This is a genomic window from Amycolatopsis sp. CA-230715 (genome assembly GCF_018736145.1).
GTDB lineage: Bacteria > Actinomycetota > Actinomycetes > Mycobacteriales > Pseudonocardiaceae > Amycolatopsis.
Window position 1 is genome coordinate 4,348,886 of the sequence record NZ_CP059997.1, and the last position, 23,235, is coordinate 4,372,120.

At 66.2% G+C, this 23,235-nt stretch carries 19 protein-coding genes and 1 tRNA gene; 14 read left to right on the forward strand and 6 right to left on the reverse strand.

The genetic code is table 11. The features are described 5' to 3' along the window. Positions 1 to 35: 35 nt before the first annotated feature. From HUW46_RS20680 to HUW46_RS20695, 4 genes are all read right to left on the reverse strand, one after another. Entirely contained in the window at positions 36 to 353 is a 318-nt protein-coding gene (locus HUW46_RS20680) for a WXG100 family type VII secretion target (RefSeq protein WP_215548832.1), read from the reverse strand. Positions 354 to 1,452: 1,099 nt separating this feature from the next. After that, on the reverse strand, positions 1,453 to 2,652 hold the full coding sequence (locus HUW46_RS20685; protein WP_215548833.1) for a hypothetical protein: 1,200 nt from the start codon (positions 2,650 to 2,652) through the stop codon (positions 1,453 to 1,455). Next, entirely contained in the window at positions 2,649 to 3,203 is a 555-nt protein-coding gene (locus HUW46_RS20690) for a DUF4365 domain-containing protein (RefSeq protein ID WP_215548834.1), read from the reverse strand. The genes HUW46_RS20685 and HUW46_RS20690 overlap by 4 nt, the downstream gene beginning before the upstream one ends. Before the next feature lie 383 nt (positions 3,204 to 3,586). After that, on the reverse strand, positions 3,587 to 4,399 hold the full coding sequence (locus HUW46_RS20695) for a GntR family transcriptional regulator (protein ID WP_215548835.1): 813 nt from the start codon (positions 4,397 to 4,399) through the stop codon (positions 3,587 to 3,589). A 154-nt stretch (positions 4,400 to 4,553) separates the two neighbouring features. Between HUW46_RS20695 and HUW46_RS20700 the strand changes: the two genes are divergently transcribed. The 9 genes from HUW46_RS20700 (at position 4,554) to HUW46_RS20740 (ending at position 11,701) form a co-directional block, all read left to right on the forward strand. Continuing rightward, a complete protein-coding gene (locus tag HUW46_RS20700) occupies positions 4,554 to 5,021 on the forward strand; it encodes a hypothetical protein (RefSeq protein ID WP_215548836.1) in 468 nt (155 codons plus the stop codon). Between the two features lie 288 nt (positions 5,022 to 5,309). Further along, positions 5,310 to 5,555: a hypothetical protein gene (locus HUW46_RS20705; protein WP_215548837.1), complete on the forward strand. Its 246-nt coding sequence runs from the start codon at positions 5,310 to 5,312 to the stop codon at positions 5,553 to 5,555. A 40-nt stretch (positions 5,556 to 5,595) separates the two neighbouring features. Next, positions 5,596 to 5,922 (forward strand): helix-turn-helix domain-containing protein, encoded by a 327-nt coding sequence (locus HUW46_RS20710; protein WP_254126630.1) that lies wholly within the window; start codon positions 5,596 to 5,598, stop codon positions 5,920 to 5,922. A 3-nt stretch (positions 5,923 to 5,925) separates the two neighbouring features. Next, entirely contained in the window at positions 5,926 to 6,309 is a 384-nt protein-coding gene (locus HUW46_RS20715) for a helix-turn-helix domain-containing protein (RefSeq protein WP_215548839.1), read from the forward strand. A 271-nt stretch (positions 6,310 to 6,580) separates the two neighbouring features. Further along, positions 6,581 to 8,167 carry an FtsK/SpoIIIE domain-containing protein gene (locus HUW46_RS20720; RefSeq protein WP_215548840.1) on the forward strand — a complete coding sequence of 529 codons (1,587 nt, stop codon included), beginning with the start codon at positions 6,581 to 6,583 and terminating at the stop codon, positions 8,165 to 8,167. Positions 8,168 to 8,280: 113 nt separating this feature from the next. Then, positions 8,281 to 8,565 carry a hypothetical protein gene (locus HUW46_RS20725; RefSeq protein WP_254126376.1) on the forward strand — a complete coding sequence of 95 codons (285 nt, stop codon included), beginning with the start codon at positions 8,281 to 8,283 and terminating at the stop codon, positions 8,563 to 8,565. Next, on the forward strand, positions 8,565 to 10,274 hold the full coding sequence (locus tag HUW46_RS20730; protein ID WP_254126378.1) for a helitron helicase-like domain-containing protein: 1,710 nt from the start codon (positions 8,565 to 8,567) through the stop codon (positions 10,272 to 10,274). The genes HUW46_RS20725 and HUW46_RS20730 overlap by 1 nt, the downstream gene beginning before the upstream one ends. Before the next feature lie 16 nt (positions 10,275 to 10,290). Further along, positions 10,291 to 10,509, forward strand: a complete 219-nt coding sequence (locus tag HUW46_RS20735) for an excisionase family DNA-binding protein (protein ID WP_215548841.1) — start codon at positions 10,291 to 10,293, stop codon at positions 10,507 to 10,509. 112 nt (positions 10,510 to 10,621) lie between these two features. Beyond that, positions 10,622 to 11,701 carry a tyrosine-type recombinase/integrase gene (locus HUW46_RS20740; RefSeq protein WP_254126380.1) on the forward strand — a complete coding sequence of 360 codons (1,080 nt, stop codon included), beginning with the start codon at positions 10,622 to 10,624 and terminating at the stop codon, positions 11,699 to 11,701. A 94-nt stretch (positions 11,702 to 11,795) separates the two neighbouring features. On the opposite strand, the gene HUW46_RS20745 is transcribed toward HUW46_RS20740, so the two are convergent. Beyond that, positions 11,796 to 11,866: transfer RNA gene (locus tag HUW46_RS20745), tRNA-Gly, on the reverse strand. 98 nt (positions 11,867 to 11,964) lie between these two features. On the opposite strand from HUW46_RS20745, the gene HUW46_RS20750 reads away from it, so the two are divergent. Both HUW46_RS20750 and dcd read left to right on the forward strand, forming a co-directional pair. Further along, positions 11,965 to 13,185: an oxygenase MpaB family protein gene (locus tag HUW46_RS20750; protein ID WP_215548843.1), complete on the forward strand. Its 1,221-nt coding sequence runs from the start codon at positions 11,965 to 11,967 to the stop codon at positions 13,183 to 13,185. Between the two features lie 22 nt (positions 13,186 to 13,207). Then, positions 13,208 to 13,789 (forward strand): dCTP deaminase, encoded by a 582-nt coding sequence (gene dcd, locus HUW46_RS20755; RefSeq protein ID WP_215548844.1) that lies wholly within the window; start codon positions 13,208 to 13,210, stop codon positions 13,787 to 13,789. 75 nt (positions 13,790 to 13,864) lie between these two features. Here dcd and HUW46_RS20760 read toward each other — a convergent pair whose 3' ends face one another. Then, a complete protein-coding gene (locus HUW46_RS20760; protein WP_215550005.1) occupies positions 13,865 to 15,061 on the reverse strand; it encodes an FAD-dependent oxidoreductase in 1,197 nt (398 codons plus the stop codon). A 73-nt stretch (positions 15,062 to 15,134) separates the two neighbouring features. Between HUW46_RS20760 and HUW46_RS20765 the strand changes: the two genes are divergently transcribed. The 3 genes from HUW46_RS20765 to HUW46_RS20775 all read left to right on the forward strand — a co-directional run bounded on the left by HUW46_RS20765 (position 15,135) and on the right by HUW46_RS20775 (position 23,196). After that, the gene (locus HUW46_RS20765; RefSeq protein WP_215548845.1) at positions 15,135 to 15,614 is read left to right on the forward strand and encodes a MarR family winged helix-turn-helix transcriptional regulator; all 480 of its coding nucleotides are present in this window, start codon (positions 15,135 to 15,137) and stop codon (positions 15,612 to 15,614) included. 99 nt (positions 15,615 to 15,713) lie between these two features. After that, positions 15,714 to 21,608, forward strand: a complete 5,895-nt coding sequence (locus HUW46_RS20770) for a DUF7507 domain-containing protein (RefSeq protein ID WP_215548846.1) — start codon at positions 15,714 to 15,716, stop codon at positions 21,606 to 21,608. Between the two features lie 136 nt (positions 21,609 to 21,744). After that, positions 21,745 to 23,196: a sugar porter family MFS transporter gene (locus HUW46_RS20775; RefSeq protein ID WP_442860949.1), complete on the forward strand. Its 1,452-nt coding sequence runs from the start codon at positions 21,745 to 21,747 to the stop codon at positions 23,194 to 23,196. Positions 23,197 to 23,235 lie beyond the last annotated feature (39 nt).

The following is a 23,235-nucleotide window of genomic DNA, read 5'->3' on the forward strand; positions in this document are numbered from 1 at the left end:
GGGGTTGAACCCGAGGTTCGGGTACTCGTGATCGCTCACGCCGTCGCTCCGGGCATGCCGTCGGCAAGTTGCTTGAGCGCCTTCGCCAGCTGGTCGTCGGTCTCGCGGTAGGCGTGGTGGGCTTTGTCCACGCCTTCGTTGGTGTGGGTGATCTTGTCTTTGAGCTGCCCGAGCCCGTAGCGCCACCGGTCTTGGAAGTCGTCGGCTGCCTCGTCGAGGTCTTTTGTGCCGACCTGACCGGCGCCGGTGGACCTCAGTGCGTTGAGCGCGGTTTCCATGTGCTCGCGAGACTGTTGCAACGACGTGGTGAACCGTTGCAGTGCGTCAACATCGACTTGGAAGAAACCAGCCATTATCGTCCCCCTCGTGACATGCGGAGCGTGACGATGCTAGCGCGGTTGGTCATCGACGGCTACGGTCTTCGTCAATTGTTTGCGGTCTTTGCGATGTGATGTCGCGCGTATTCCCCACGTTCATTGTCGAAATACCCGGTTATTCCGTTTTGGCAGATCGGTTGCCTTGCAGTGTTTTGTATGCCTGGCGGTGGTTCGTGGTAAGCGGCGCTGTAGAGCTGGCTGGCTCGAGCTGTTGGTGGCTGGGTGAGCGCCGGGCGCGGACGGTGCCCTCAAGAAGGGCGTTGGGATTCGTGACATTCAGTTGGCCCGAGTGGGGCACCAGCGCAACCCGCGCAGGCGGGCAAACTGCCAGCTTTGAGGCGAATGACAAAGGGTGCCTCCGATAGGAGGCACCCTGTCTGGCCTGCTTGAACATCTATTGGAGCGGATGACGGGAATCGAACCCGCGTATTCAGCTTGGGAACCAGGGTGATCATGCTGGAAAGTGCCCCTGACCTGCGGGTGACGCTCGCTCAGGATGGCCGCGGCTGACCTTGGTTGACCCCCTCGAATGGCCCGTTAATGGCCCACTGCACCCCGTCTCACCTGCGGCTTTGTGCCTGCTCTCCCCCGTTCCCCTCGCCCCCGCCGATCCCTAGCGCTGGGTCGGCCGTGTCAAGGCACGCTTTCCCGCCTTGATGCGGTCGGCCCGGCGTTAGACGCTGAGAAGCGAGGGACCCCCGGTGACCACCGCGTCCTTCGTTCGGGTCTCAGGGCTGGGTTCTGACAACCGCTGTCGATACGGTCGGCGTGCGTGGCGCTCGGCTGGGCGGGTCGTGAAGGGCTAGCAGGGCTGGGCGCCACGCGTGACGGGCTGGGAAGTCGGCCTCGGCGGCATAGCTCCCCCTCGGCGGCGCGCCTCGCGCTGCTGCGTGACGGCGGGCCTGCCCGGCGGCCGACGGCCGGAGCGGAGCGGGAGGTCGTCGTGTCGCACTCGGGCGGGCGCGCCGCACGCAAGGTGACGGGCGCGCCGACGGCGGCGGCGCCTTGATCCCATAGAGCGAAATTCGGCAGACGTTCCAAACTGATACGAATCTATACGTCGAGTCCGAAGATACTACTCGAATAGACGCCCCTGCGTGCCATCATCGTCGTTGTAGAGTTCGACGATTTCAACATTGTGCGCATCATACAACCAGTAGTAGTTTCCACTACGTTCCTGACGACCAGTAACTTTGATCGCATCCATCCGTCGATGCGCTTCTAATGCTATTTCATAGCTTTCCGCAGGAAGACGGACTCTTACTTTTTTGGCCGATGTGCCACGCAATACATTGACTGCAACAACACCTACAGAGCCAACTTTTCTAGTGAGTACTTCCACTGACCCGACAACAGTTACAAACAAACTGTCGGTTGCGCTTCCGAGTCGGATGGATGCTCGTTCAAGAATCGGATAGTCAGTTGGCGAAAACTCAACTTCAGTTGTTCCCGTACGTATTGATAATTCTGGAACAAGAAGCGCATCAAAGTCCCTGCTCCATTCCACTTTGATCGAAGCGCCGTCAGAATCCTTGACCAAACCTTGCACGGCAACTGCAAGTTCCTTCGATACGCCATGTTCAACAGCGGCGTCAAATTCTTCAACATGACCTGAATCGTGGTACTGGTCAATTACTTCACGAGTTACCTGCAACGCTCCAGTCATAACTTCGACGACTTCACGACCAGTATGGATACCCGCTGAAGATCGACGAGCGACCGTTCGTTTCTGGCTTTCGCGTTCGAAAAGCTCTTGATCGGGAGGTGCGTAAGCTGTGACTACGTAACTGCCAATCTCAGTCTGCCCCATCAATACTGACTGAAGAAATTCTCGCGCGATGAACCAGTTGGAGTTTCTAAAGGCAGGGCGTCGATCACTTGACGCTTTCGCTGATGCAATTAAAGTATTGCTGGCAGATTGAATAAGTCCTTGACCTGAGTCCCAACGGATTGTGCCAGTTGGTGCATCAGAATCTTTGTGGAATTTTAGTTCATCTCCAGGGCGCGCCGCTAGCGCACGAAGCACCCGCTGGGCCGCATCAGTATGAAATGCAGTTAATGACGAGATTGCATCGGTAAGCAGTTCGCTAAAGTCAGGCTTAGAATCATCGAGTGGAATAAGTATACGAGTAGAGCGATCATCGCCATAGGTCCACCGGGAGTACAAGCCATCTTTGCCGCCAACCAAGCGCCAGCCGAATTTACTTAGAGCAGCACTCAGCACGGAAGGCGTAACTCGTCCGAGTGAATCGCTCAAATCGACAAAGCCGGTCACGGCCTACCTCCGGATCCAATGCACGCCATGATACCGCACAAGGCGTGATCATCGAATACTTGACCAACTGGAACACGCACCGTGGTGCGCCCTTTGCCGCTAATCGGAAATCCAGAAAGGTTGACCCAATAGCAACAGTGCCGAAGTTCGAGATAGTCACCACTCGCACGTATCCAATTATCGATATCGGGCGGCAGTAGCATAACTACCATAATACGATTCACGATCGGGTCGCTATAGTTAAGATACTCCAGATGATCGTTTTTTATCGTAAAAGGAAATGTGCCACCCGTGGGATTGGCGGCGACTTGGGTTGTAGACTTCAGGGCAACTTTTAGCGTGGCTTCATTATCCCCAGCGGTATGAGCACTTGATTGGTGGGTGATAATCCAGTCTAGCCTTTTGTCAGGTTGCGGAGTTGCAATGCTGCATTTCGCTGCTGCTGCAACAGCGTGCAAATAGCCGATTTGGAGGATTTCCATGGAGGCCGTGTCGGCCAAATCGCCACGCAGCGGCGCCAGTTCTTCCGGTTCCTCTTCTACCGTACTCACGCCACCTTCTAACTCCCACAACCTGCAACCTGACAGGGTTTAATCCACCCATCGGGTGACACTCACTTGTGGATGATCGCAGGTGAGGTGGCTCTGTTACAGGTCCATGCGGATGAACCTCTGACACCAGGTCAGTGCTCTACAAGACAACGCCATGTCCCGAAGTAGCCGTTACCATGAACGGGACAGCGCTCGCTACATGGCGGCAGCAGACATACATGCATTACTTGACTGGTCAAGAAGAGCCCTGCTGGCCAAGACGGTTCCCAGGCTGAACCTGTTACAACAGTTCACTCAGCGCAACATAAACGTGATAAGTCGATCACGGTGTCGGCGGCAGGCGCCTCTGGCGTCGATCTGTCGGCCCTACTCAGAGGCCATCTTTACCGAACGTCCATGACGTAGCGGAGTTCGTAGCGGTCGGCGGGGAAGAGGATGTCGGCGGTTTCGACGGCGAGGTCGTCTTCGGCGCCGATGCGGTCGGCTACGCGGAAGGTTTGGGTGATCTGGACGACGGGCCGGTTGGCTGGGATGTCGAGAAGTTTGGCCTCTTCCGCGGTGGGGGTGCGGATGTCGAGGCGTTCTTCGACCTGGTTGACGTGGCGGCCGATCTCGCGGAAGCGGTCGACGATGCCTTTGTCGGCGTGCGGGCCTTCGTGGGGTAGCTCGATGTCGGTGCCGCCGGTGAGGGCGAGGGGTTCCCAGGCGTGGCTGCTGGTGACCGGCTGGGGCGGGTTGCCCATGCGGATGAAGTAGCGGGTGCAGGTCACGGGGTCGCCCTCGTCGATACCCAGCCGCTCGGCAATGTTCGCGGGGGCGGTGGTCTTGGTGGTGCGGTGCTCGACGTTCATCTCCACGTTCGCGGCTTCGGCCTCGCGGACGTAGGTGCGGGCCTCCTGGCCTCGGAAGTAGCGCAGCGGAGCTATGCGCGTGAGCTTGTGCAGGCGGCGGACGAACACCCCCTTGCCCCTCACGCCGTTGGCGAAGCCCCACTCACGCAGCAGACGCATAGCGGAGCGCGCGGTAATGGGTGAGACGTCGTGGATCTCGCAGAGCTGTGCCTCGCTCGGCAGCTTCTCCCCGTCCTGGAGCTGCCCGTCGATGATCTTCTGCCGGTACTCCTTGGCGATCTGCTTGTAGCGCGGCTCGTCGTTGTGCGGGAAGTCCGGGTGGTCTCCGAAGATCAGCTCTGTCATGGCTCCTCCTGGCGTCGCGGTTCATCGTGCCATGAACCTCGTATGTTGACAGCTTCACATACGAGGTTTAACTTCGTATACGAGGTTGCCCAAGACGGGCTAACCACCAAGGCCCCGGCGAGGGGGCACCGCATACGAGGCGAAGGACACAACGATGGCAATCGAGAAGGGTCACCGGTTCGAGATCGACTTCGGCGAGGCGTTCCCGCACGGGTTGGTGCTGGTCGGCGAGGTCGCGCCGGACACCGAATACCAATCGAAGGAAGACAGGGCCTCCGGTCGGCCGGTCCGGCAGCGGGTCGACGAGCTGACCGGGAAGCGGCAGTGGAAGGGCACGGTCACCGACCCGGGCGAGACGAACCCGAAGCGGGCGTCGTTCCCTATCACTCTGCTGGCTGACGTCCAGCCTGTCCCGACCACGGCGGAAGCCCTGCCCGGGATGCGGCCGATCGAGCTGGAGGGCCTGACCGCGGAGCCCAAGGTCGCGGGCCAGGGCGAATACAAGTACCAGTCGTACGCCTTCCGCGCGACCGGCTTCAAGGCCGCTGCCAGCGGGGGCGCCCAGAAGTCGGCGAAAACTGCCAGCCCGAGCGCTGGTGAGTCGACGGCCAAGGCCGCGTGATGACGACCGTGCCGCCGAGAAACGGCAATGTCGTCTTCGCCCCACCATCGCTCGAAGAGGCGTGGAAGCGGGCATACCGCGAGTACGGCGCGGCATACGACCAGCCGAACATCAGCGCAGCGGAGATGGCGGTCGCGGCATGGGATGTCGCGGCGGCGTGGCGAGGTCTGGCCGCGCAGGGCCGTATGCCGTGGTGGCTGCTCGCGGCGGTGACGGCGGCGGCCGAGACGTTCGAGGAACAGGCGCAGCGCTGGAGCAAGCACGCCGAGAGCGAGGAAGGACAGAGTCATGGCGTTCGAAGGGACGTGGACCCCTGGCCCGGGAGCGGTGGCGGAGGTGCGCAACGTCGGCCGACACGTGAACCAGGCGGCGCTGGTGATGACGCTGGATTCGGAGAGTCTGGCGATCGTGGCGCCTCGTGGTTCGGCGGAGTGGCCGGAGTTCGTGCGGTTCCTTCGCCAGCTCCGCGACGGCGCTGACGAGATGATCGTTTTCTTTGACACCAAGGCAATGTTCGCCGAACGCGGCGAGTGAGCCTGGCACCCGATGCTTCAGGAAGGGAGGTGACGCGGTGATGACGGTGGTGGGGAATCCGGGGCATTGCCTGGCGTGCGGGGAGATGTACAAGTTCATCACCTACGACAAGGTCACGGTGTCGTTCGGCGATCGCCTGCGGCGGATGCGGAAGAAGATGCACCTGCGGCAACGTGAAGTCGCTGAGCGGGCGGGCTTGTCGCGGGACTACATCAGTGTTCTGGAGCGGAGCGACACGCAGCAATTGAAGATCTCGACGCTGGTGGATCTCGCGGGCGCGCTGGAGGTATCGGCTCGTCACCTCGTCATTTTGGCGCTGGAGGATTACCGGCACGTTCAGGACCAGAAACAGGCAGCGGGGGTGTGAATCGTGACTGTCGCGCGTCCTGATCCGTATTCGCTGGGATCGCTGGTGCTGTCGACGGACTGCCTCGGCTGCGCTGAGCTGTTCGAGTTCGAGCAAGAGCCTCGGGCCCGGTTCGGGGATCGGCTCCGGTCGATTCGGGAAAACAGCGGCCTGAGCATCGCGGATGTCTCTGAACGATCCGGCTACTCCGCGGACAGTGTGACGGTGCTGGAGAGCGTGACCGCGCCACCGGTAGATCTGGTGTCGCTGGTGCGGCTGGCGGACGCGTTGGAGGTGCACCGCAAAGACGTGGTGCTGCTCGCGCTCGGCCGGTTGATCGTCGACTTCCCGCCACTGGTCCGGCGTCCCGCGTCGGGTGAGTTTCCCCCGGAACGGCTGTGGTGGTGATCCCAAACAGCACGACAAGTTAAAACGAGAACCGAAAAAGCACGTGGGGACGTGCGCTATACAAACACGTCTTCACACACTCGAAATTGACCTTAAAACACAGAAGCGGCTCCCTGGCTACCAACCTTTTCACCGCTTCTGTGCCCGTCCACTGGAAGTGAACAATGGCAACCATAAACGACAGTAAACAACCAGCGCTAGGCGGGGTCACCCGAATGCCCGCCGTATTCGGTAAGCGGTCCCCGCTACCCGTGTCCGGCGGGGGTGCGCGATGAACCTCCACTCTCCTGGTACCTGGATCGTCGTCCTGGCCGCGCTGGCGGTGGCGGTGTGGGTCCTGCACAAGATCGGCAAAGCCCTCGCGACCGTCCTGGAAGCCCTGGCCGCACTCGCGCTCCTCGGCCTCGCCCTGACGGCGGCCGTGCGGGCCGTGGTGTGGCTGGGCCGCCAGCTCGTCACCCGCTGGCGAACCACCCTCACGCTCGTGGCGGCGTGGGCCTGGTGCACGTGGCTGGGCTGGGTCTCGCTGGTGGTCACCGCGGCGTGCGTGGCGTTTCCGCTGGTGGTGTGGCGCGCGGTCGCACCGGTGCGGTTCGACCACTGGTGCGGCCGTCATCTGCGGGCCTGGTGGCTGCGCTGGACGCTCTACGGCCGCAAGCTCCCCGCATGGCTGCGGGCCTGCGGCCTCGCGGTCTCCGACGAGACCACCCCGGTTCAGGTCACGGTCAACCTCGTCGGCCGACGTCGACGCGCACTCACCTCCCGCACAGCGGGGTCCTCGCCTGAGGTGGCGGTGCCTCGCATCCTCGGCGTCCGCTCCGGGGCCTCCTGGGATGAGGTCCGGGTCGAACTCGTTCCCGGCCAGACCCCGGAGGATGTCGACGACGCGGCGCGGGCGTTGGCGTCGGCGCGGAAGGTGTCGCGCTGCCAAGTCCGGGAGCTGGCCCCCAATGTGGTGTCCATCGATTTCCAGCGCCGCGATTTGCTGACCTCCCCCGTGGCCTGCCAAGCGCTCCCGGACCTCGGCGGGGCGCAGTCACACGGTGTGGATCTGCGGCGGGTGTGGGCTGGGCGCACGGAATACGGCGCGGACTGGACGGTCCCGCTGATGGGACCTGGCGCTCACCTGCTCGTCGCGGGCGCCTCCGGGTCGGGCAAGAACTCGCTCATGTGGTCCCCGCTCGTCTCGGCCGCGCCTGCCATCCGGGCGGGAGTGATCCGGCTTTCCGGGATCGACCCGAAAGGCATGGAACTGTCCTACGGCCGCCGGATCTTCGCCCGCTACGGCGCCACCGGCAAGGAAGCCCTCGAAGTACTCGACGCCCTGATCGAGGTCATGGAAGGACGTAAGCGCGAGTTCGCGGGGCGGTTGCGGACCGTGCCGATCTCCACCGAACACCCCCTGGAAGTCCTGGAGTTCGACGAGATCGGCGCGTTGACGAAGTACACCGACCGCAAAACCCGTGAAGCCATTGTGGAACGGGTCGCGCTACTCAACACCCAAGGCCGCGCCCTGGGCATGACCGTGCGCGGCTACGTCCAGGAACCCACGAAAGACACCGTTCCCGTTAGGGAGTTGTTCACCCGGCGGGCGTGCCTGCAAGTGACGGCGAAGAACCAGATCGGCATGGTCCTCGGCGACGGCGCCTACGAACGCGGCGCCTGGGCGAACCGCATCACCGACCCCGGCGTCGGCTACGTCTGGGGCGAAGGACTCCGCGAACCCCTGCGCATCCGCGCGGGCTGGACCTCCGACAACACCGTCAAAGCACTAGAAAACTACATCACCAACGGCGGCACACACATGGTGGATCTGGCTGTGCGCAACGAAAACACGACCGGCGGGAGGGCTGCGTGATGGACACCGTCATGACCTATTTGGACAACATCCGTGACCACCTCGACGCGCACCTTCTTCCCCCGGCATGGTCGATAGTCGCGGAGGCGAAGGGCATCGGGGACCGTCCCCCGGTGACGGTGCACGTGAATCCTTCGACGCTGCCGGAGTTGGCCGAAACGCTGCTGGCCTGGGCAAAGACCCTCGATGACGTGTCCGCGGAGCTGTGGCGCGTTCCTAGCGGCGATTCCGTGCACCTGGACATCATCGGCCGGTTGGCTTCCGGTGTCCGGGTTCGCGTGTTCGGCGGCACGGACTTCGACGACGCCACTTTTCCGGACCTGCCGGTCAATCAGCGGCAAGAGATGCCGGTGTTCGCGCTGCGGGCCTGGATCGATCGCGGGGAGGTGGCTGCCTGATGACGTCCGAAGAGAAGACGGCTACGTCCAGCAGGCAGCCGGCGGCGGGCTCGGCGGTATCGGTGCCTGAGGCTGGGTCGGTGCCCGCTGCCGTCTGCCGGACCCCGCGCGCCCCGCTGGCCGCCGACGTGGTGAAAGCGACGGCGGAGAAGCACGGGGTGTGCACCCGGCCGTTCACCATGGAAGTCGCCGACAACGACACGGGAGAGCTGCGGTTCGTGCCGGTGCCGTGCGGGTCGACGGTGGAATCGGTGTGCCTGCCCTGTGCCCGCAAGGCCAAGGCACTGCGGCAGCAGCAATGCCGGGAGGGCTGGCACCGCGACACCGAACCGGAGACCCTGCCTGCTGAGCCACCGTCGGAGGGCCATACGGACCTGCTGGAGTTCCGGGCCGATCTCGTCGCCCGCTACCGCGAACTCACCGGCACAGACCAGCTCGACGAGCAGGGCCAGACCCAAGCCGACGAGATCCGGGAAGAGGTCGCTGCGGTCGATGCGGAACTTCGGCAACTCGGCCTGCGCGGCCGTCTCCCGTCGTTGGATGCACCGAACCGTCGGATGGTGAAGCGCTCGACGAAACGGCGGCAGGACGCGCCGAACCTGCCTCGGCGGAAGGTCGCGAAGACCACCGTGGGCCGCGAGTACGCCGGACGGTTCCGGCCGTCCATGTTCGTCACGCTGACCTGCGACTCCTACGGCCCAGTCCGCGGTGACGGCTCGCCCGTGAACCCCGCTGCCTATGACTATCGGCGGGCTGCTCGGGACGCGGTGCACTTTTCCGCGCTGGTGGATCGGTGGTGGCAGAACCTGCGCCGGGTCGTGGGCTGGGATGTGCAGTACTTCGCCACCGTGGAACCGCAGAAGCGGACCGCTCCGCACCTGCACGCGGCCGTGCGGGGTGCCATCTCGCACGACACGATCCGGATGGTCACCGACGCCACCTACCACCAAGTGTGGTGGCCCAACCACGATGAACTGGTCTACACGGATCGGCTTCCGGTGTGGGACATGCGCGACAAGTCCTTTGTGGACCCCGAAACCGGGGACGCGTTGACGGACTGGGACGACGCGGTAGAAGCCGTGGAGAACCCGGCGCACGTGGTCACCTTCGGCCGCCAAGTGCACTCCAAGGGCATCCTCGGCGGAACCGAGGAATCCGGGCGGCACATCGGCTACCTGACCAAGTACCTCACGAAGTCCACGGGTGAGGTCGTGGTGGCCGACTCGGCGCGGCTGGCCGACCACCACGATCGGTTGCACGCGGAGCTGGCCATCACGCCGTGTTCGCCTCGGTGCGCGGTCTGGCTGCTCTACGGCATCCAACCCAAAGGCGCGACCGCGAAAACCACGCCGGGGCACTGCAAGGGGCGGGCTCATCGGCGCGCCACGCTCGGCTTGCCCGGTCGGCGGGTGCTGGTGTCGCGCAAGTGGTCCGGCAAAACCCTCGGCGACCACAAGGCAGACCGCAAAGCGTTCGTCACGCGGGCACTGGCCGAGATCGGGATCGAGAAGCCGCAACCCGATCCGGCGCGGCTGTCCTGGCGCAAGGTCGAGTCCAACGACCCCAACCTCCCACCCCGCGACCACCTGATCATGCACGCGATCGCCGAACGGATCACCTGGAAAGCCGAATACGACCGGGCCTTGCTCGCGGCCGGAACCCCACCAGGCGCTCCGCTCGAAACTTCGGCAACTCGGCGGGCTGCGTAGGAACTGGAGGCGAATCGTGCACAAGAACTACCTGACAGTCCAAGAGGCGGGCGAGTACCTGAACACGGGCGTCCGGTTCGTGCGTCGGCTTATCGCTGAACGACGTATCGCGTTTCACAAGGTCGGCGTACACGTCCGTCTGGCCGTTACGGACTTGGACGAGTTCGTCCAGGCCGGTCGAGTCGAGCCGATCACTCAGGCATCCGTGCTTCGTGATCTCGGAAGGACGGCCTGAGATGGCGAACAAGCAAGGGCACCGCGGCTTTGGCAACGTCCGCCAGCGGGCATCCGGTAAGTGGCAGGCGCGCTATCCGGGGCCGGACGGTCAGATTCGTAGCGCTCCCAACATGTTCGACAGCAAGCGGGCGGCCGAACGATGGCTGTCGGTGACCGAAACGCAGATCATGAAAGGTGAGTGGATCGACCCTGAACGAGCGAAGGTCACCCTCGGGCATTATGCGGGCCAGTGGATCGCACAACGGCCAGGCCTTCGTCCGCGCACCGTCGAGCTGTACCGGTGGCTTCTGCGGAAGCACATCGAAGCGGATCTCGGCGGCGTCGAGCTGGGCAGGCTGTCGACGGCGGTTGTCCGGCAATGGCGTGCTGATCGGCTGGCGGCCGGAGTGTCGGAGTCGGTCACGGCCAAGGCGTACCGGCTGTTGCGCGCGATCCTGAACACGGCGGTGGAAGAGGACAAGATCTTGCAGCGCAACCCCTGCCGAGTGCGCGGGGCTGACCGGGAGAACGCGGAAGAACGGCCGGTACTGACCGTGGCCCAGGTGTTCGACCTGGCGGGCAGGATGCCGAAGCGGTTTCGGGTGCTCGTGCTGCTGGCCGCGTTCGGCTCGCTTCGGTGGGGTGAGGTGTCCGCGCTCCGGCGGTGTGACGTCGCTGAGGACGGTAGTTGGGTCCGAGTGTCGCGGGCGCTGGTCGAGGTTCCGGGGCGTGGCTTGGTCATCGGCCCGCCGAAGTCGCGTGCGGGGGTCCGGACGTTGATCATTCCGGCGGCAATCCGGCGTGACGTGGTGATGCACCTTGAGACCTTCGTCAAGCCGGAGCAGACGGCGTTGCTGTTCACGGGTGAGCGCGCGGGTAACGCCGTACGTCGGCCGAACTTCAGCCAGCGAACGAAGTGGACCGAGGTGGTGACGAAGATGGGGCTCAAGGGCCTGCACTTCCACGATCTGCGTCACGCTGGGAACATCTGGGCATCCAAGGCGGGCACGTCGACCAAGGACCTGATGTCGCGCATGGGCCACGACGACATGCGGGCGGCGCTGATCTACCAGCGGGCGACCAGCGACGCCGACAAGCAGATCGCCGCGAAGCTGTCCGATCTCGTCGACCAGCACCGCAACGGCGCAGCTGGGGACGAGGACGACGAGCCGGATGACGGCGGGAGTGTCCAACCCGTGCCGGTCGGTTAATGGCCCGCTAATGGCCCGGCCGGAGAATTGACGGAGCAAGACGAAAGCCCCAGGCCTAAAGTGGACATCCACTGACCTGGGGCTTTCGCATGAGAGCGGATGACGGGAATCGAACCCGCGTATTCAGCTTGGGAAGCTGATGTTCTACCATTGAACTACATCCGCAGTGCGTCGCCAGCATACACAACCCCGCCGCAGCCCCGCACGCGAGCCCCTTGACGCCTCAGTCGCAACTGACAACACTCGTTGTCGAGGTGAGTGCGATGGTCGACGGCAGGTTGCCCGATCCCGAGTTGTTCCGCCAGGGCGGGTTCTGGCTGGCTTCCAAGCTGGCCTTCCCCGGCGACATCCGCGGCGACGAGCGGCAGGTTCGCCGGTTGCGGCGGTTCGCGGGCGCCGAGGATCCGCGGGCGGACGCGGTGGTCGCGATGATCCGTCGCCTGCCGAGGGGTGAGGGGCGCGAGCTTTTCGAGTACGCGCTGGAGCACGGGATCGAGCGGGTCGAGGAGCCGCCGGAGGAGCTTGTCGCCTTCTTCCACGACGTGGAGGCCACGCCGTACTGGGTCGACCAGGACCGGGTCGACCGCGGGGCGCGGGCGATCACGCGGACCGGGCTGCTCGGGTTGTTCCCGCTCGGCGACATGTCCTTGATGGGCGGGTACCTCGCGTCGCGGGCGACGAAGGCGCTGGTCGGAACCGGGGAGATCGAGTACAACGCGAGCCGCAGGCTGGTCGAGACGGCCACGTGGTGGATCGACGTGACCACGCCCGGCAAGCTGCGGCACGGCGAGCGCGGGTACGCCTCCGCGCTGCGGGTGCGGCTCGTGCACGCCCACGTGCGCGCGGCGATGAACGGCCGCGAGGACTGGGACTACGCGAACTGGGACCGTCCGGTGAACCAAGTGCAGACCACCGGCACGCTCCTGCTCTTTTCGCTGGTCTTCGTGTTCGGCACCCAGCTGCTCGGGGTGCGCTACACCGAGCGCGAGCGCGGCGACATCCTGCACCTGTGGCGCTACGTCGGCTGGTTGATGGGTGTCGACGAGGAGCTGCTCCCGGCGAACGAGGACGACGCCTGGCGCATGCTGTGGCTGCTCGCGAGCACCGAGTTCATCCCCGACGAGGACTCGAAACGCCTCGCGAAGGCGCTTTTGGACGCCCACGCGCAGATCGGGCACGGCCGCGGCGCGGTCGGGAAGGTCCTGTCCCACGTTTCGGTGCGGGTGCACTCCTCGATCAGCCGACTGGTGCTCGGGAAGGCGAACGCCGATTTCCTCGAACTGCCGAACGATCCGGTCGCCCAGAGCGCGGTGCTCGTGGCGGCCGCGGTGAACTTCGCCGCCGAGACGGTCCGCCCGCTCATCCCCGGCGCCACCGCGCTCCAGGAAAGGCTCGGGCGCGCCGGTCGCCGCACCTACGTGCGCAGGCTCGGCCGGATCTTCGCGCCCGACCGCAGCTACGCCCAGCACATGCGCGTCTCCTGAACTGCCCCGTTAGGCTGGCCCCGTGCTGCTCAGTGACCGCGACCTCCGCGCCCAACTCGACGCCGGACGCCTCGGGGTCGAGCCGTTCGACCCGGCGATGCTCCAGCCGTCGAGCATCGACGTCCGGCTCGACCGCTTCTTCCGGGTCTTCGACAACACGAAGTACACCCACATCGACCCGAAGCTCCAGCAGGACGAGCTGACTTCGATGGTCGAGAAGGAAGGGGAAGACCCCTTCGTGCTGCACCCCGGCGAGTTCGTCCTCGGCTCCACCTACGAGCTGGTGACGCTGCCCGACGACCTCGCGGGCCGCCTGGAGGGCAAGTCCTCGCTCGGCCGCCTCGGCCTGCTGACGCATTCCACGGCCGGGTTCATCGACCCCGGCTTCTCCGGGCACATCACCCTCGAACTGTCCAATGTGGCCAATCTGCCGATCACGCTGTGGCCCGGCATGAAGATCGGGCAGCTGTGCCTGTTCCGGCTCACCAGCGCGGCCGAGTTCCCGTACGGCTCGGCCGAAGCGGGCTCGCGCTACCAGGGCCAGCGTGGCCCGACGCCCAGCCGTGCCTACAAGAACTTCCACCGCGTGGACACCCGCCGCTGAGCTGGATCCAGCCGACGCGGAAGCCTCTGAAGGCCACCTTCAGGGCATGGCGCCGCCCCTTGCGAAGGAGCGGGGCTAGGCGGTGACCGGGGTGGCCCAGTCGATGTGGTGGTTCCACATCCACTCGCCGTTGTCCTGCCCCGCCTTCGGGTTGCGGAACGCGCGCCGGAGGAAGGCGTCGCGGATCAGGTGGCTCACCGGGCCGCTCATCTTGTTGCCGCCGTTGCGCTTCCCCTGCTCGACGACCCGTTCCACCCGCGAGCGGCGCAGCTTTTCGTACTGGCGTAACGCATCCGGGACCGCCGCCGAGTCGCGCAGGCACCTGCCCAGCGTGACGGCGTCCTCCAAGGCCATCGCGGCGCCCTGGCCCGCCGCGGGTGAGGTGGCGTGCGCGGCGTCGCCGATGATGACCATGCGGTCGGTGCGCCAGTTCGGCACGCTCGGGAAGTCGTAGGTCGACCACGGGGTGTAGATCTGCTCAGTGGCTTCGATGACCGCTCCGATCGGCGAGCGGTCGCCCGCGGTCAGCCGCAGCAGCTTCGCGCGCCATTCCTCACTGGTGACCGCGGTCAGCTCGGACTGGGCGAGCTCGCGGCGGCGTGGCAGGTTGGCGAACCACCACACCTCGCCATTGGGCCACGGCACGTAGGCGTGGAACACGCGCTTGCCGAAGGTCATGTGCATCACGCCGGGTTCGCCGCCGACCTCGACATCGCGGGTGAAGCCGCCGGTGTTCAGCAGCGGGATGTACCGCGGCGCGGGCGCTGCGGGGTCGATGATCCGGCGCACCCGCGACCGCAGGCCGTCCGCGCCGACCAGCAGATCGCCCTCGGCCTCGGTGCCGTCGGCGAACCGCGCGCGCACGCCACCGGCGGTTTCCGATGCGCTGACCAGCCGTTTCCCGTATTTGGTCGTGACGCCTCTGCGCGCGGCTTCGTCGCGTAGCGCGACGTAGAGGTCGGAGCGCCGGACCGTCTGGCTCACGGTGCCGTCGGGCATCGGGATGCCGAGCGGGAACTCGGCGAGCCGGTGCCCGTCGCCGAGGCTCATCGACATCTTCGGGGTGTCGAAGCCGAGGCCCTTGACCAGGTCTTTCAGGTCGAGCGCGCCGAGTGCGTCGAGCCCGTTGACGGCCAGCGTCAGGAACGCGCCGACACCGTCGGCGCTCCGGTCATACGCCTCGTAGAGCCGTACGTCGTGGCCCGCTTTGCGGAGTGCCATCGCGGTCACGGTGCCCGCGATCCCGCCCCCGATGATCAACGCCTTCGCCATGTCCTTCATCCCCTCGAATCTCTTAGCAACTAATTCGTTCTATCGAACTAAATAGTGGGCTAGGATCGTGGACGTGTCAAGCCGCAAGGAAGAGCTCGTGGGCAAGCTGCTCGACCGCGCCCGGGTCTGGTCGACGGAAACGGTCATGTTCCACACCGCCATCGCCGAGACCGCCGGGCTGTCGGCCACCGAGTCGAAGACCGCCGACTACCTCGCCCGGCTCGGCCCGCTCACCCCGAAGGAACTGGCGAAGCACTCCGGCCTCGCCCCCGCCTCGGTCACCGCGCTCGTCGACCGGATGGAGCGCAAGGGCGTGGTCCGCCGCCGCCCGCATCCCGAAGACCGGCGCAAGGTGCTGGTGGAGATCGACCGCGAAGGCGTCCAGGCGAGCGTGCACCTGTGGGACTTCCTGATCTCCTCGGTGGTCGAGATGTGCGAAAGCTATTCCGAGGACGAACTCGGCACGATCCTCCGGTTCGTCGGTGAGGCCGCGGACATCACCCACGAAGCCACCGCGCGCCTGTCCGGCGGCCACCCGAAAGAGATCACCTAGCCGGGTGGGTTTGTCCACTGTGGAGATAACGAAAGCGCCCGAAACGGCGACGCATGACAAGATCCGATCGTCACGTCGCCTTGTTCGGGGGTCGCGCGTATGTCCACTGCGGGCAGGTTGTTTCGCATTCTGCTGGCCTCCTTGGTGGCGTTCGCGGGGGTGACACTGGTCGACGCGCCGGCCGAGGCGGGGGTGGTGAAACCGTTCGCGCTGAACTTCAACAAGACGGTCTACGGCGATTTCCTGTACGCGGGGAACGGCGTCACCCGGTGCCCCGTCGCCGGTGACGGCGCACCGCTGACCGGGAACAACCCGCTGTCGGCGTGCGCGGCGTCGGCGGACCGGACCGACACGAGGGTGAACGACAACTACTTCATCCAGTGGACGGACGTCGATTCCGATCCAGGCACCTACAATTCCAGCCGCGCCGGGGTGACGATTCCGCCCGGTGCCAAGGTCGAATTCGCGCGGTTGAACTGGGCGGGAAACACCGGTGTCTACAACCTTTCGCCTGGCTGGCCGTCGAACGTCCCGATGTGCCAGCGCCGGAATTTCGACACGCCCGCCGTGCTGCCGCCGGGATCACCAGCGAACCAGTCCGTCCGGTTCACCGTCGGCGGTGGGAAAGCGGCCGATATCGCGCCCGCCTCCTACACCGAGGACCCGTCGACCAGTTACACCGGCGGCCAGTACTACTCCGCCTACGCCGACGTCACCTCCGCGTTCGTGGGTGCGCCGACCGGGTCCCCGCTGCCGCTCACGGTCGGGAACGTGTGGGCGCCCAAGGGGTTCAACTGCATGGGCGGCTGGTCGATCGCGGTGGTCTACTCCTACCCCGAGCGCAACGCCGACTACGCGCCGAACAAGCGCGAGGTGTTCGTCTACGACGGGCACGTGCGGCAGAACAACACGGATCCGACCACGAACGCCACGGTCACCGGGTTCCGGGCCGCCGCGGCGGACGCCCACGTCGGCGTCACCGCCTACGAGGGCGACTGGGGTATTTCCGGCGATCGCTTCCTGATCAACGACGTCCCGCAGCCCGAGCCCGCGACCGGCGATCCCAACAACTACTTCATTTCCAACACCGACGGTGCCACCGAGCCCGACGCGAAGAACAACTTCAGCGTGGACGCGAAGTCGTTCAAGACCGCGGCGATCCCCGCCGGGGCGACGAGCGCGAAACTGGGCTTCGGCACCACCGGCGATTCCTATCTCGCGCAGAACCTTGCCTTCTCCACGCCCGTGCCGGAGTTGCAGATCACGAAAACCGCGTCGCCGAGCGTGGTCCACGAGGGTGAGCCCGTGACGTTCACGATCACGGTGACGAACCCGAGCGGCGCGCCCGCTTCCGGGGTGCGTGTGGAGGATCCGGCGTATCCGGCGTGCGCGAGAACGATCGGGAGCCTGGCAGGCGGCGCGAGCACCACCTACACGTGCGGCGCGACCGCGCCCGCGGACGATTTCACCAACACCGCCAAGGTCACCGGCAGAAGCGCGCTCGACGAACCGCTCGACGGGTCGGCGACCACCGCCGTCGACGTGATCCACCCCGCCGTCGGCATCACGAAGAAAGCCGACAAACGCGCTTACCGCGCGGGTGACACCGTGACCTTCACGGTCCGCGTCACCAACACCGGCGACGTGCCGCTGACCAACGTGACCGTGACCGACCCGAAGACGGCGAGCTGCGCGCGCACGCTCCCCCAGCTCGCCGCGGGCGCTTCGACGGAGTTCACCTGCACCACGACCGCGCCGGTGGCTGGTGGCGTGAACACCGCGACGGTGACCGGCACCGATCAGCTCGGGAAGCAGGTCACCGCGTCGGCCGACGCACCGGTGCCGGTCATCGCGCCCGCGATCGACGTGACCAAGAGCGCCGACCCGGCCACCATCCACGCCGGGGACAAGGTCACCTGGACCATCACCGTCAAGAACACCGGGGACAGCCCGCTGGACCCGGTGAAGCTGACCGACGACACCACGACCGCGTGCGGCCGGACGCTCGGCGCGCTCGCGCCCGGCGCCACCCAGACCTATTCGTGCACGGCGAACCCGTCGAAGACCACCACGAACACGGTCACCGCGGACGGCACCGACGCCTCGGGGCAGCACGTGACCGACACCGCGTCCGCCACGGTCACCGCGATCAACCCCGGCCTGACCATCGAAAAGTCCGCGGACCCGAAGGTCGTGCACGCGGGCGACACGGTGACCTTCACCATCACGGTGACCAACTCCGGTGACGTGCCGCTCACCGGTGTGTCCGTTGTGGACGATCGGACGCCGTCGTGCGCGAGGACGATCGGGACGCTCGCGCCGCAGGGAAAGCAGACCTTCACCTGCACGGGCACCGCGCCCGCGGACGACTTCACCAACACCGCGACCGCGTCGGGCAAGGACCCGATCGGCCGCGAGACTACCGTGACCGCGGACGCCGTGGTCGACGTGATCCACCCGGCGGTCGCGATCACGAAGGACGCCACGCCGACAGCGGTCCGCGAGGGTGACACGGTCACCTACGCGATCACCGTGACGAACACCGGCGACGTGCCGTTGTCGAACGTGCGGGTGGCCGATGACCGGACCCTCGCCTGCGCGAGGACCTTCGATTCGCTTGCGCCGCAAGGAAAGCAGACCTACCAGTGCACGACGATCGCGGGCGATGAGGGGTTCACCAACACAGCGACCGTCACCGGAACCGACCCGATCGGCCGTGACAGCACGGCGTCCGACGACGCGACCTTCACCGTGCAGAAGCCCGCCGTCACGATCGCCAAGGACGTGCGCGGCGGTCCGTTCCGCGAAGGCGACACGGTCACCTACGCGATCACCGTGACCAACAGCGGCGACGTTCCGCTCACCGGCGTCGCGGTGACCGACCCGCTCGCCCCCGGCTGCGCGAGGACCTACAGCGGCACGCTCGCGGTGAACGGGACCTGGACCTACGAATGCACCGGCACCGCGCCGGCCGACGACTTCACGAACGTCGCCACCACCAACGGAACCCCGCCGGTCGGGCCGCCGGTGACCGCGACCGACGACGCGAAGGTGAGCGTGATCCACCCCGCGATCGCGATCACGAAGGACGCCGCGCCGGCCGTGGTGCGCGCGGGTGACACCGTGACCTTCACGATCACGGTCACGAACACCGGCGACAGCCCGCTGTCCGATGTCACGGTGACCGATCCGGTGGCGGCGTCCTGCGCGAAGCACCTGGGAACGCTTGCCCCGCAAGGGAAGCAGACCTACGAGTGCACGATGGTCGCCGGGGAGGACGACTTCACGAACACCGCTTCCGTGACCGGTTCCGACGGCTCCGGCCGCCCGGTGACCGCGACCGACGACGCGAAGGTGGACGTGATCCACCCGGCGATCGCGATCCAGAAGGACGCCGCGCCGGGTGAGGTGCGCGAGGGCGACACGGTCACCTTCACCTTGACCGTGACCAACGCCGGCGACGTCCCGCTGACGAACGTGTCCGTTGTGGACGATCGGACACCCGCGTGTGCGAGGACCTTCGAATCGCTGGCGCCACAAGCAAAGCAGACTTACCAGTGCACGACGGTCGCGGGCGCGGCCGGGTTCACCAACACCGCGACCGCCACCGGGACGGATCCGACCGACCGGCCGGTGTCCGATTCGGACGACGCGTCGTTCGTGGTCCACAACCCCGGCCTGTCGATCACCAAGGACGCGCTCGGCGGCCCGTTCCGCACCGGTGACCGGGTGACCTTCCGGATCACCGTGACCAACACCGGCGACGTTCCGCTGCGCGCGGTCAGCGTGGTCGACCCGATCGCCGCGGACTGCGCGCGCACGTTCGCCGAGATCGCCGCGGGCGCCTCGGAAAGCTACGAGTGCACCATGACCGCGCCGCCCGACGACGTGGTGAACGTGGCGACGGCGACCGGCACCCCGCCCGTCGGCCCGCCGGTGACCGGCACGGACGACGCGAAGGTGGACGTGATCCACCCGGCCGTCACGATCACCAAGGACGCGTCGCCGGCGATGGCGCGCGTCGGTGAGACGGTGACCTTCACCCTGGTGGTGCGCAACACCGGTGACGTGCCGTTGACGAACGTGTCCGTTGTGGACGACCGGACACCGTCGTGCGCCCGCACGTTCGACCGGGTGGAACCGTCCGGTGTCCAGACCTACACCTGCACGGCGCCCGCGGGGCAGGACGACTTCACCAACACCGCGACCGTCACCGGCACGGATCCCACGGACCGCACGGTGACCGCGACCGACGACGCGAGCGTGGACGTGATCCACCCCGCGGTCACGATCACGAAGGACGCTGACCCGGCCGCGGTTCGCGAGGGCGACACGGTCACGTTCACTATCACCGTGACCAACACCGGCGACGTTCCGCTCGCCGAGGTGTCCGTTGTGGACGATCGGACACCGGGCTGCGCGAAGGAGATCGGCACGCTCGCGCCGCAGGGCACGAGCACGCACACCTGCACGGTGGTGGCCGGTGCGCAGGGGTTCACGAACACCGCGACCGTCACCGGGGACGACCCGACCAAGCAGCCGGTGACCGCGACCGACGACGCCACGTTCACCGTGCAGCACCCCGGGATCGCGATCACGAAGGACGTCCGGGGCGGGCCGTTCCGCGAAGGCGACTCGGTGCCGTTCACCATCACGGTCACGAACACCGGTGACGTGCCGCTGACCGGCGTGACCGTCGCCGACCCGATCGCCGCCGAATGCGCGCGGACCGTCGGGGACCTGCCGGTGGGCGGGAAGCAGACCTTCCCGTGCACGATGACCGCGCCGGGCGACGACGTCACGAACGTGGCGACCGCGACCGGCACCCCGCCGACCGGGCCGCCCGTGACGAGCCAGGACGACGCCGAGGTCGACGTGATCCATCCCGGCGTGGAGATCCAGAAGGACGCGTCGCCACCGCAGGTGCGGCCCGGCGAGCAGGTGACCTTCACGATCACCGTGACCAACACCGGTGACGTGCCGTTGACGAATGTGTCCGTTGTGGACGATCGGACGCCCGCGTGCGGGTTCACCGCGGCCACGCTCGCGCCGAACGCCACCGAAAAGCACACCTGCACGATCACCGCGTCCGAGGACGTGACCAACACGGCGACGGTGACCGGGGACGATCCCACCGGCCGGAAGGTCACTGACACCGATGACGCCTCAGTCGACGTGATCGGGCCGGGGATCACCGTGACCAAGACCGGACCCGCGAAACCGGTGCTGCCAGGGCAAAAGGTCACCTTCACCGTGGTCGCCAAGAACACCGGTGACGTGCCGCTGGTGAACGTCAAGCTCGACGACCCGGTGGCGAAGGGCTGCTCGGTCGAGATCGGTTCGCTGGCCGTCGGCGCGGAGTCGAAACCGGTCACCTGCGAACTGATCATGGGCGAGCAGGACATCACCAACACGGTCACGGCCACCGGCGACGACCCGACGGGCAAACCGGTCGACGCGACCGACGACGCGGTCGCCAAGGTCGCCAAGCCCGGTCTGGACGTCACCAAGAAGGCGTCCGCGGCGACCGCGCGGGCGGGCGAGACCGTCACGTTCACGCTGACCGTGACCAACACCGGCAACGTCGATCTCGCGCCGGTGAAGGTGAGCGACCCGACGCTGCCGGTGTGCGACCGGGTGTTCGAGAAGCTCGCGGCCGGGGCGAAGCAGGAGTGGACCTGCACCACCACCGCGCCGCAGACCGGCGAGCTGGTGAACGTCGCGACCGGCACCGGCACCCCGGACACCGAGCAGCCGGGCGACCCGGTGCGCGACACGGGCACCGCGAAGGTCACCGTGCACACCCCCGACGAACCCGGCGTGCCGGAAACGCCGGGCGAACCGGGCACTCCCGGCACGGGCACACCGAAAACGCCTAAGACGCCGCTCGCGAAAACCGGTGTTGACGTGCTGATCCCCGGTCTCGCGGGCTTCGGGATGGTGCTGATCGGCGCGGCACTCGTGTTCGCCGGAAGGCGGACCCGTCGTGACTGATCCGGGTGGCCCACGCCACCTCCTGGTACGGCATGGTCCAGACCATGTGCGACGTTGAGCCAGACGGGTGCGCGTCGCTGCTCTGAACGCCGGGGTAGGGTCGCGGACGATCGGAATCGATGCAGATTGTGCGGGTGTGGCCTTGAGCAGTACGGCGATCGGGAAGCAGGGATCGGGGGCCGAGCACCAGCACCTGGCCCATGTCGTGTTCATCGCGGGTGCTGCCGCGGTCGGCGGGTTCCTGTTCGGCTACGACAGCTCGAACATCAACGGCGCCGTGCTCGGCATCCAGAAGCACTTCGAGGTCGGGCAGGCCGCGACCGGGCTCACCGTGTCCAGCGCGCTGATCGGCTCCGCGGTCGGGGCGTGGTTCGGCGGCCTGCTGTCCGATCGGATCGGCCGCATCCGCACCATGCAGCTCGCCGCGGTGCTGTTCCTGGTCAGCGCGATCGGCGCGATGTTCCCGTTCAGCATCTGGGACCTGGCGATCTGGCGCGTGGTCGGCGGGATCGCGATCGGCGTCGCCTCGGTGATCGGACCCGCCTACATCGCCGAGGTCGCCCCGCCCGCCTACCGCGGCAGGCTCGCGTCACTGCAGCAGCTCGCGATCGTGCTCGGCATCGGGGTGTCCGCACTGGTCAACTGGGTGATCAAGGACTTCGCCCCGCTCGGGCCCGACGGCGGCCACGATCTCAACGGCTCGCTCGGCGGCCTCGAACCGTGGCAGTGGATGCTCGGCGCCGCCGCGATTCCGGCGGTCCTCTACTTCGTGCTCGCGTCGATCATCCCCGAATCGCCGCACTACCTGCTCTCGATCGGCAAGACCGAAAAGGCACGTGCGGTACTGTCCGAAGTGGAGGGACTCGACGACGAGGAGGCGCTGGACGCCAAGGTCGCCGATCTCCGCCGCGGGATGCGCACCGAGCGGCGGGCGAGCGTGAAGAGCCTGCTCGGCGGGAAGTTCGGGCTGCTGCCGATCGTGTGGGTCGGCATCGCGCTCGCCGTGTTCCAGCAGTTCGTCGGCATCAACGTGATCTTCTACTACTCCGACACGCTGTGGCATTCCGTCGGCCAGAACACCGATTCGCTGCTGATCTCCCTGGTCAGCCCGGTCATCAACATCATCGGCACGTTCATTGCGATCGCGTTCATCGACCGCGTCGGCCGGAAACCGTTGCTGCTCATCGGTTCCGCCGGGATGGCGATCGGGCTCGGCGCGGCCGCCATCGCGTTCGGCAACTCGGTGAAGGTGAACGGCGAGCTGACCCTGCCCGGCGCGTGGGGCCCGGTGGCGCTGGTGTTCGCGAACGTCTTCGTGCTCTCGTTCGCGCTGTCGTGGGGCGTGATCCTGTGGGTGCTGCTGGGCGAGATGTTCCCGCTGCGCATCCGCGGCGCCGCGCTCGCCGTCGGCACGGCCGCGAACTGGGTGGCGAACTGGCTGGTCACGGTCAGCTTCCCGAGCATGGGCGATTGGAATTTGAGCGTCACGTACTGGATCTACGCCACGTTCGCGCTGCTGTCGATCCCGTTCGTGCTCAGGTTCATCCGCGAAACCAAGGGCACCGCGCTGGAAAACGTCTCCTGGTAGGTGTTTGGAAGTGGTTTGCGTGGCGGTGCGGGTAGGAGA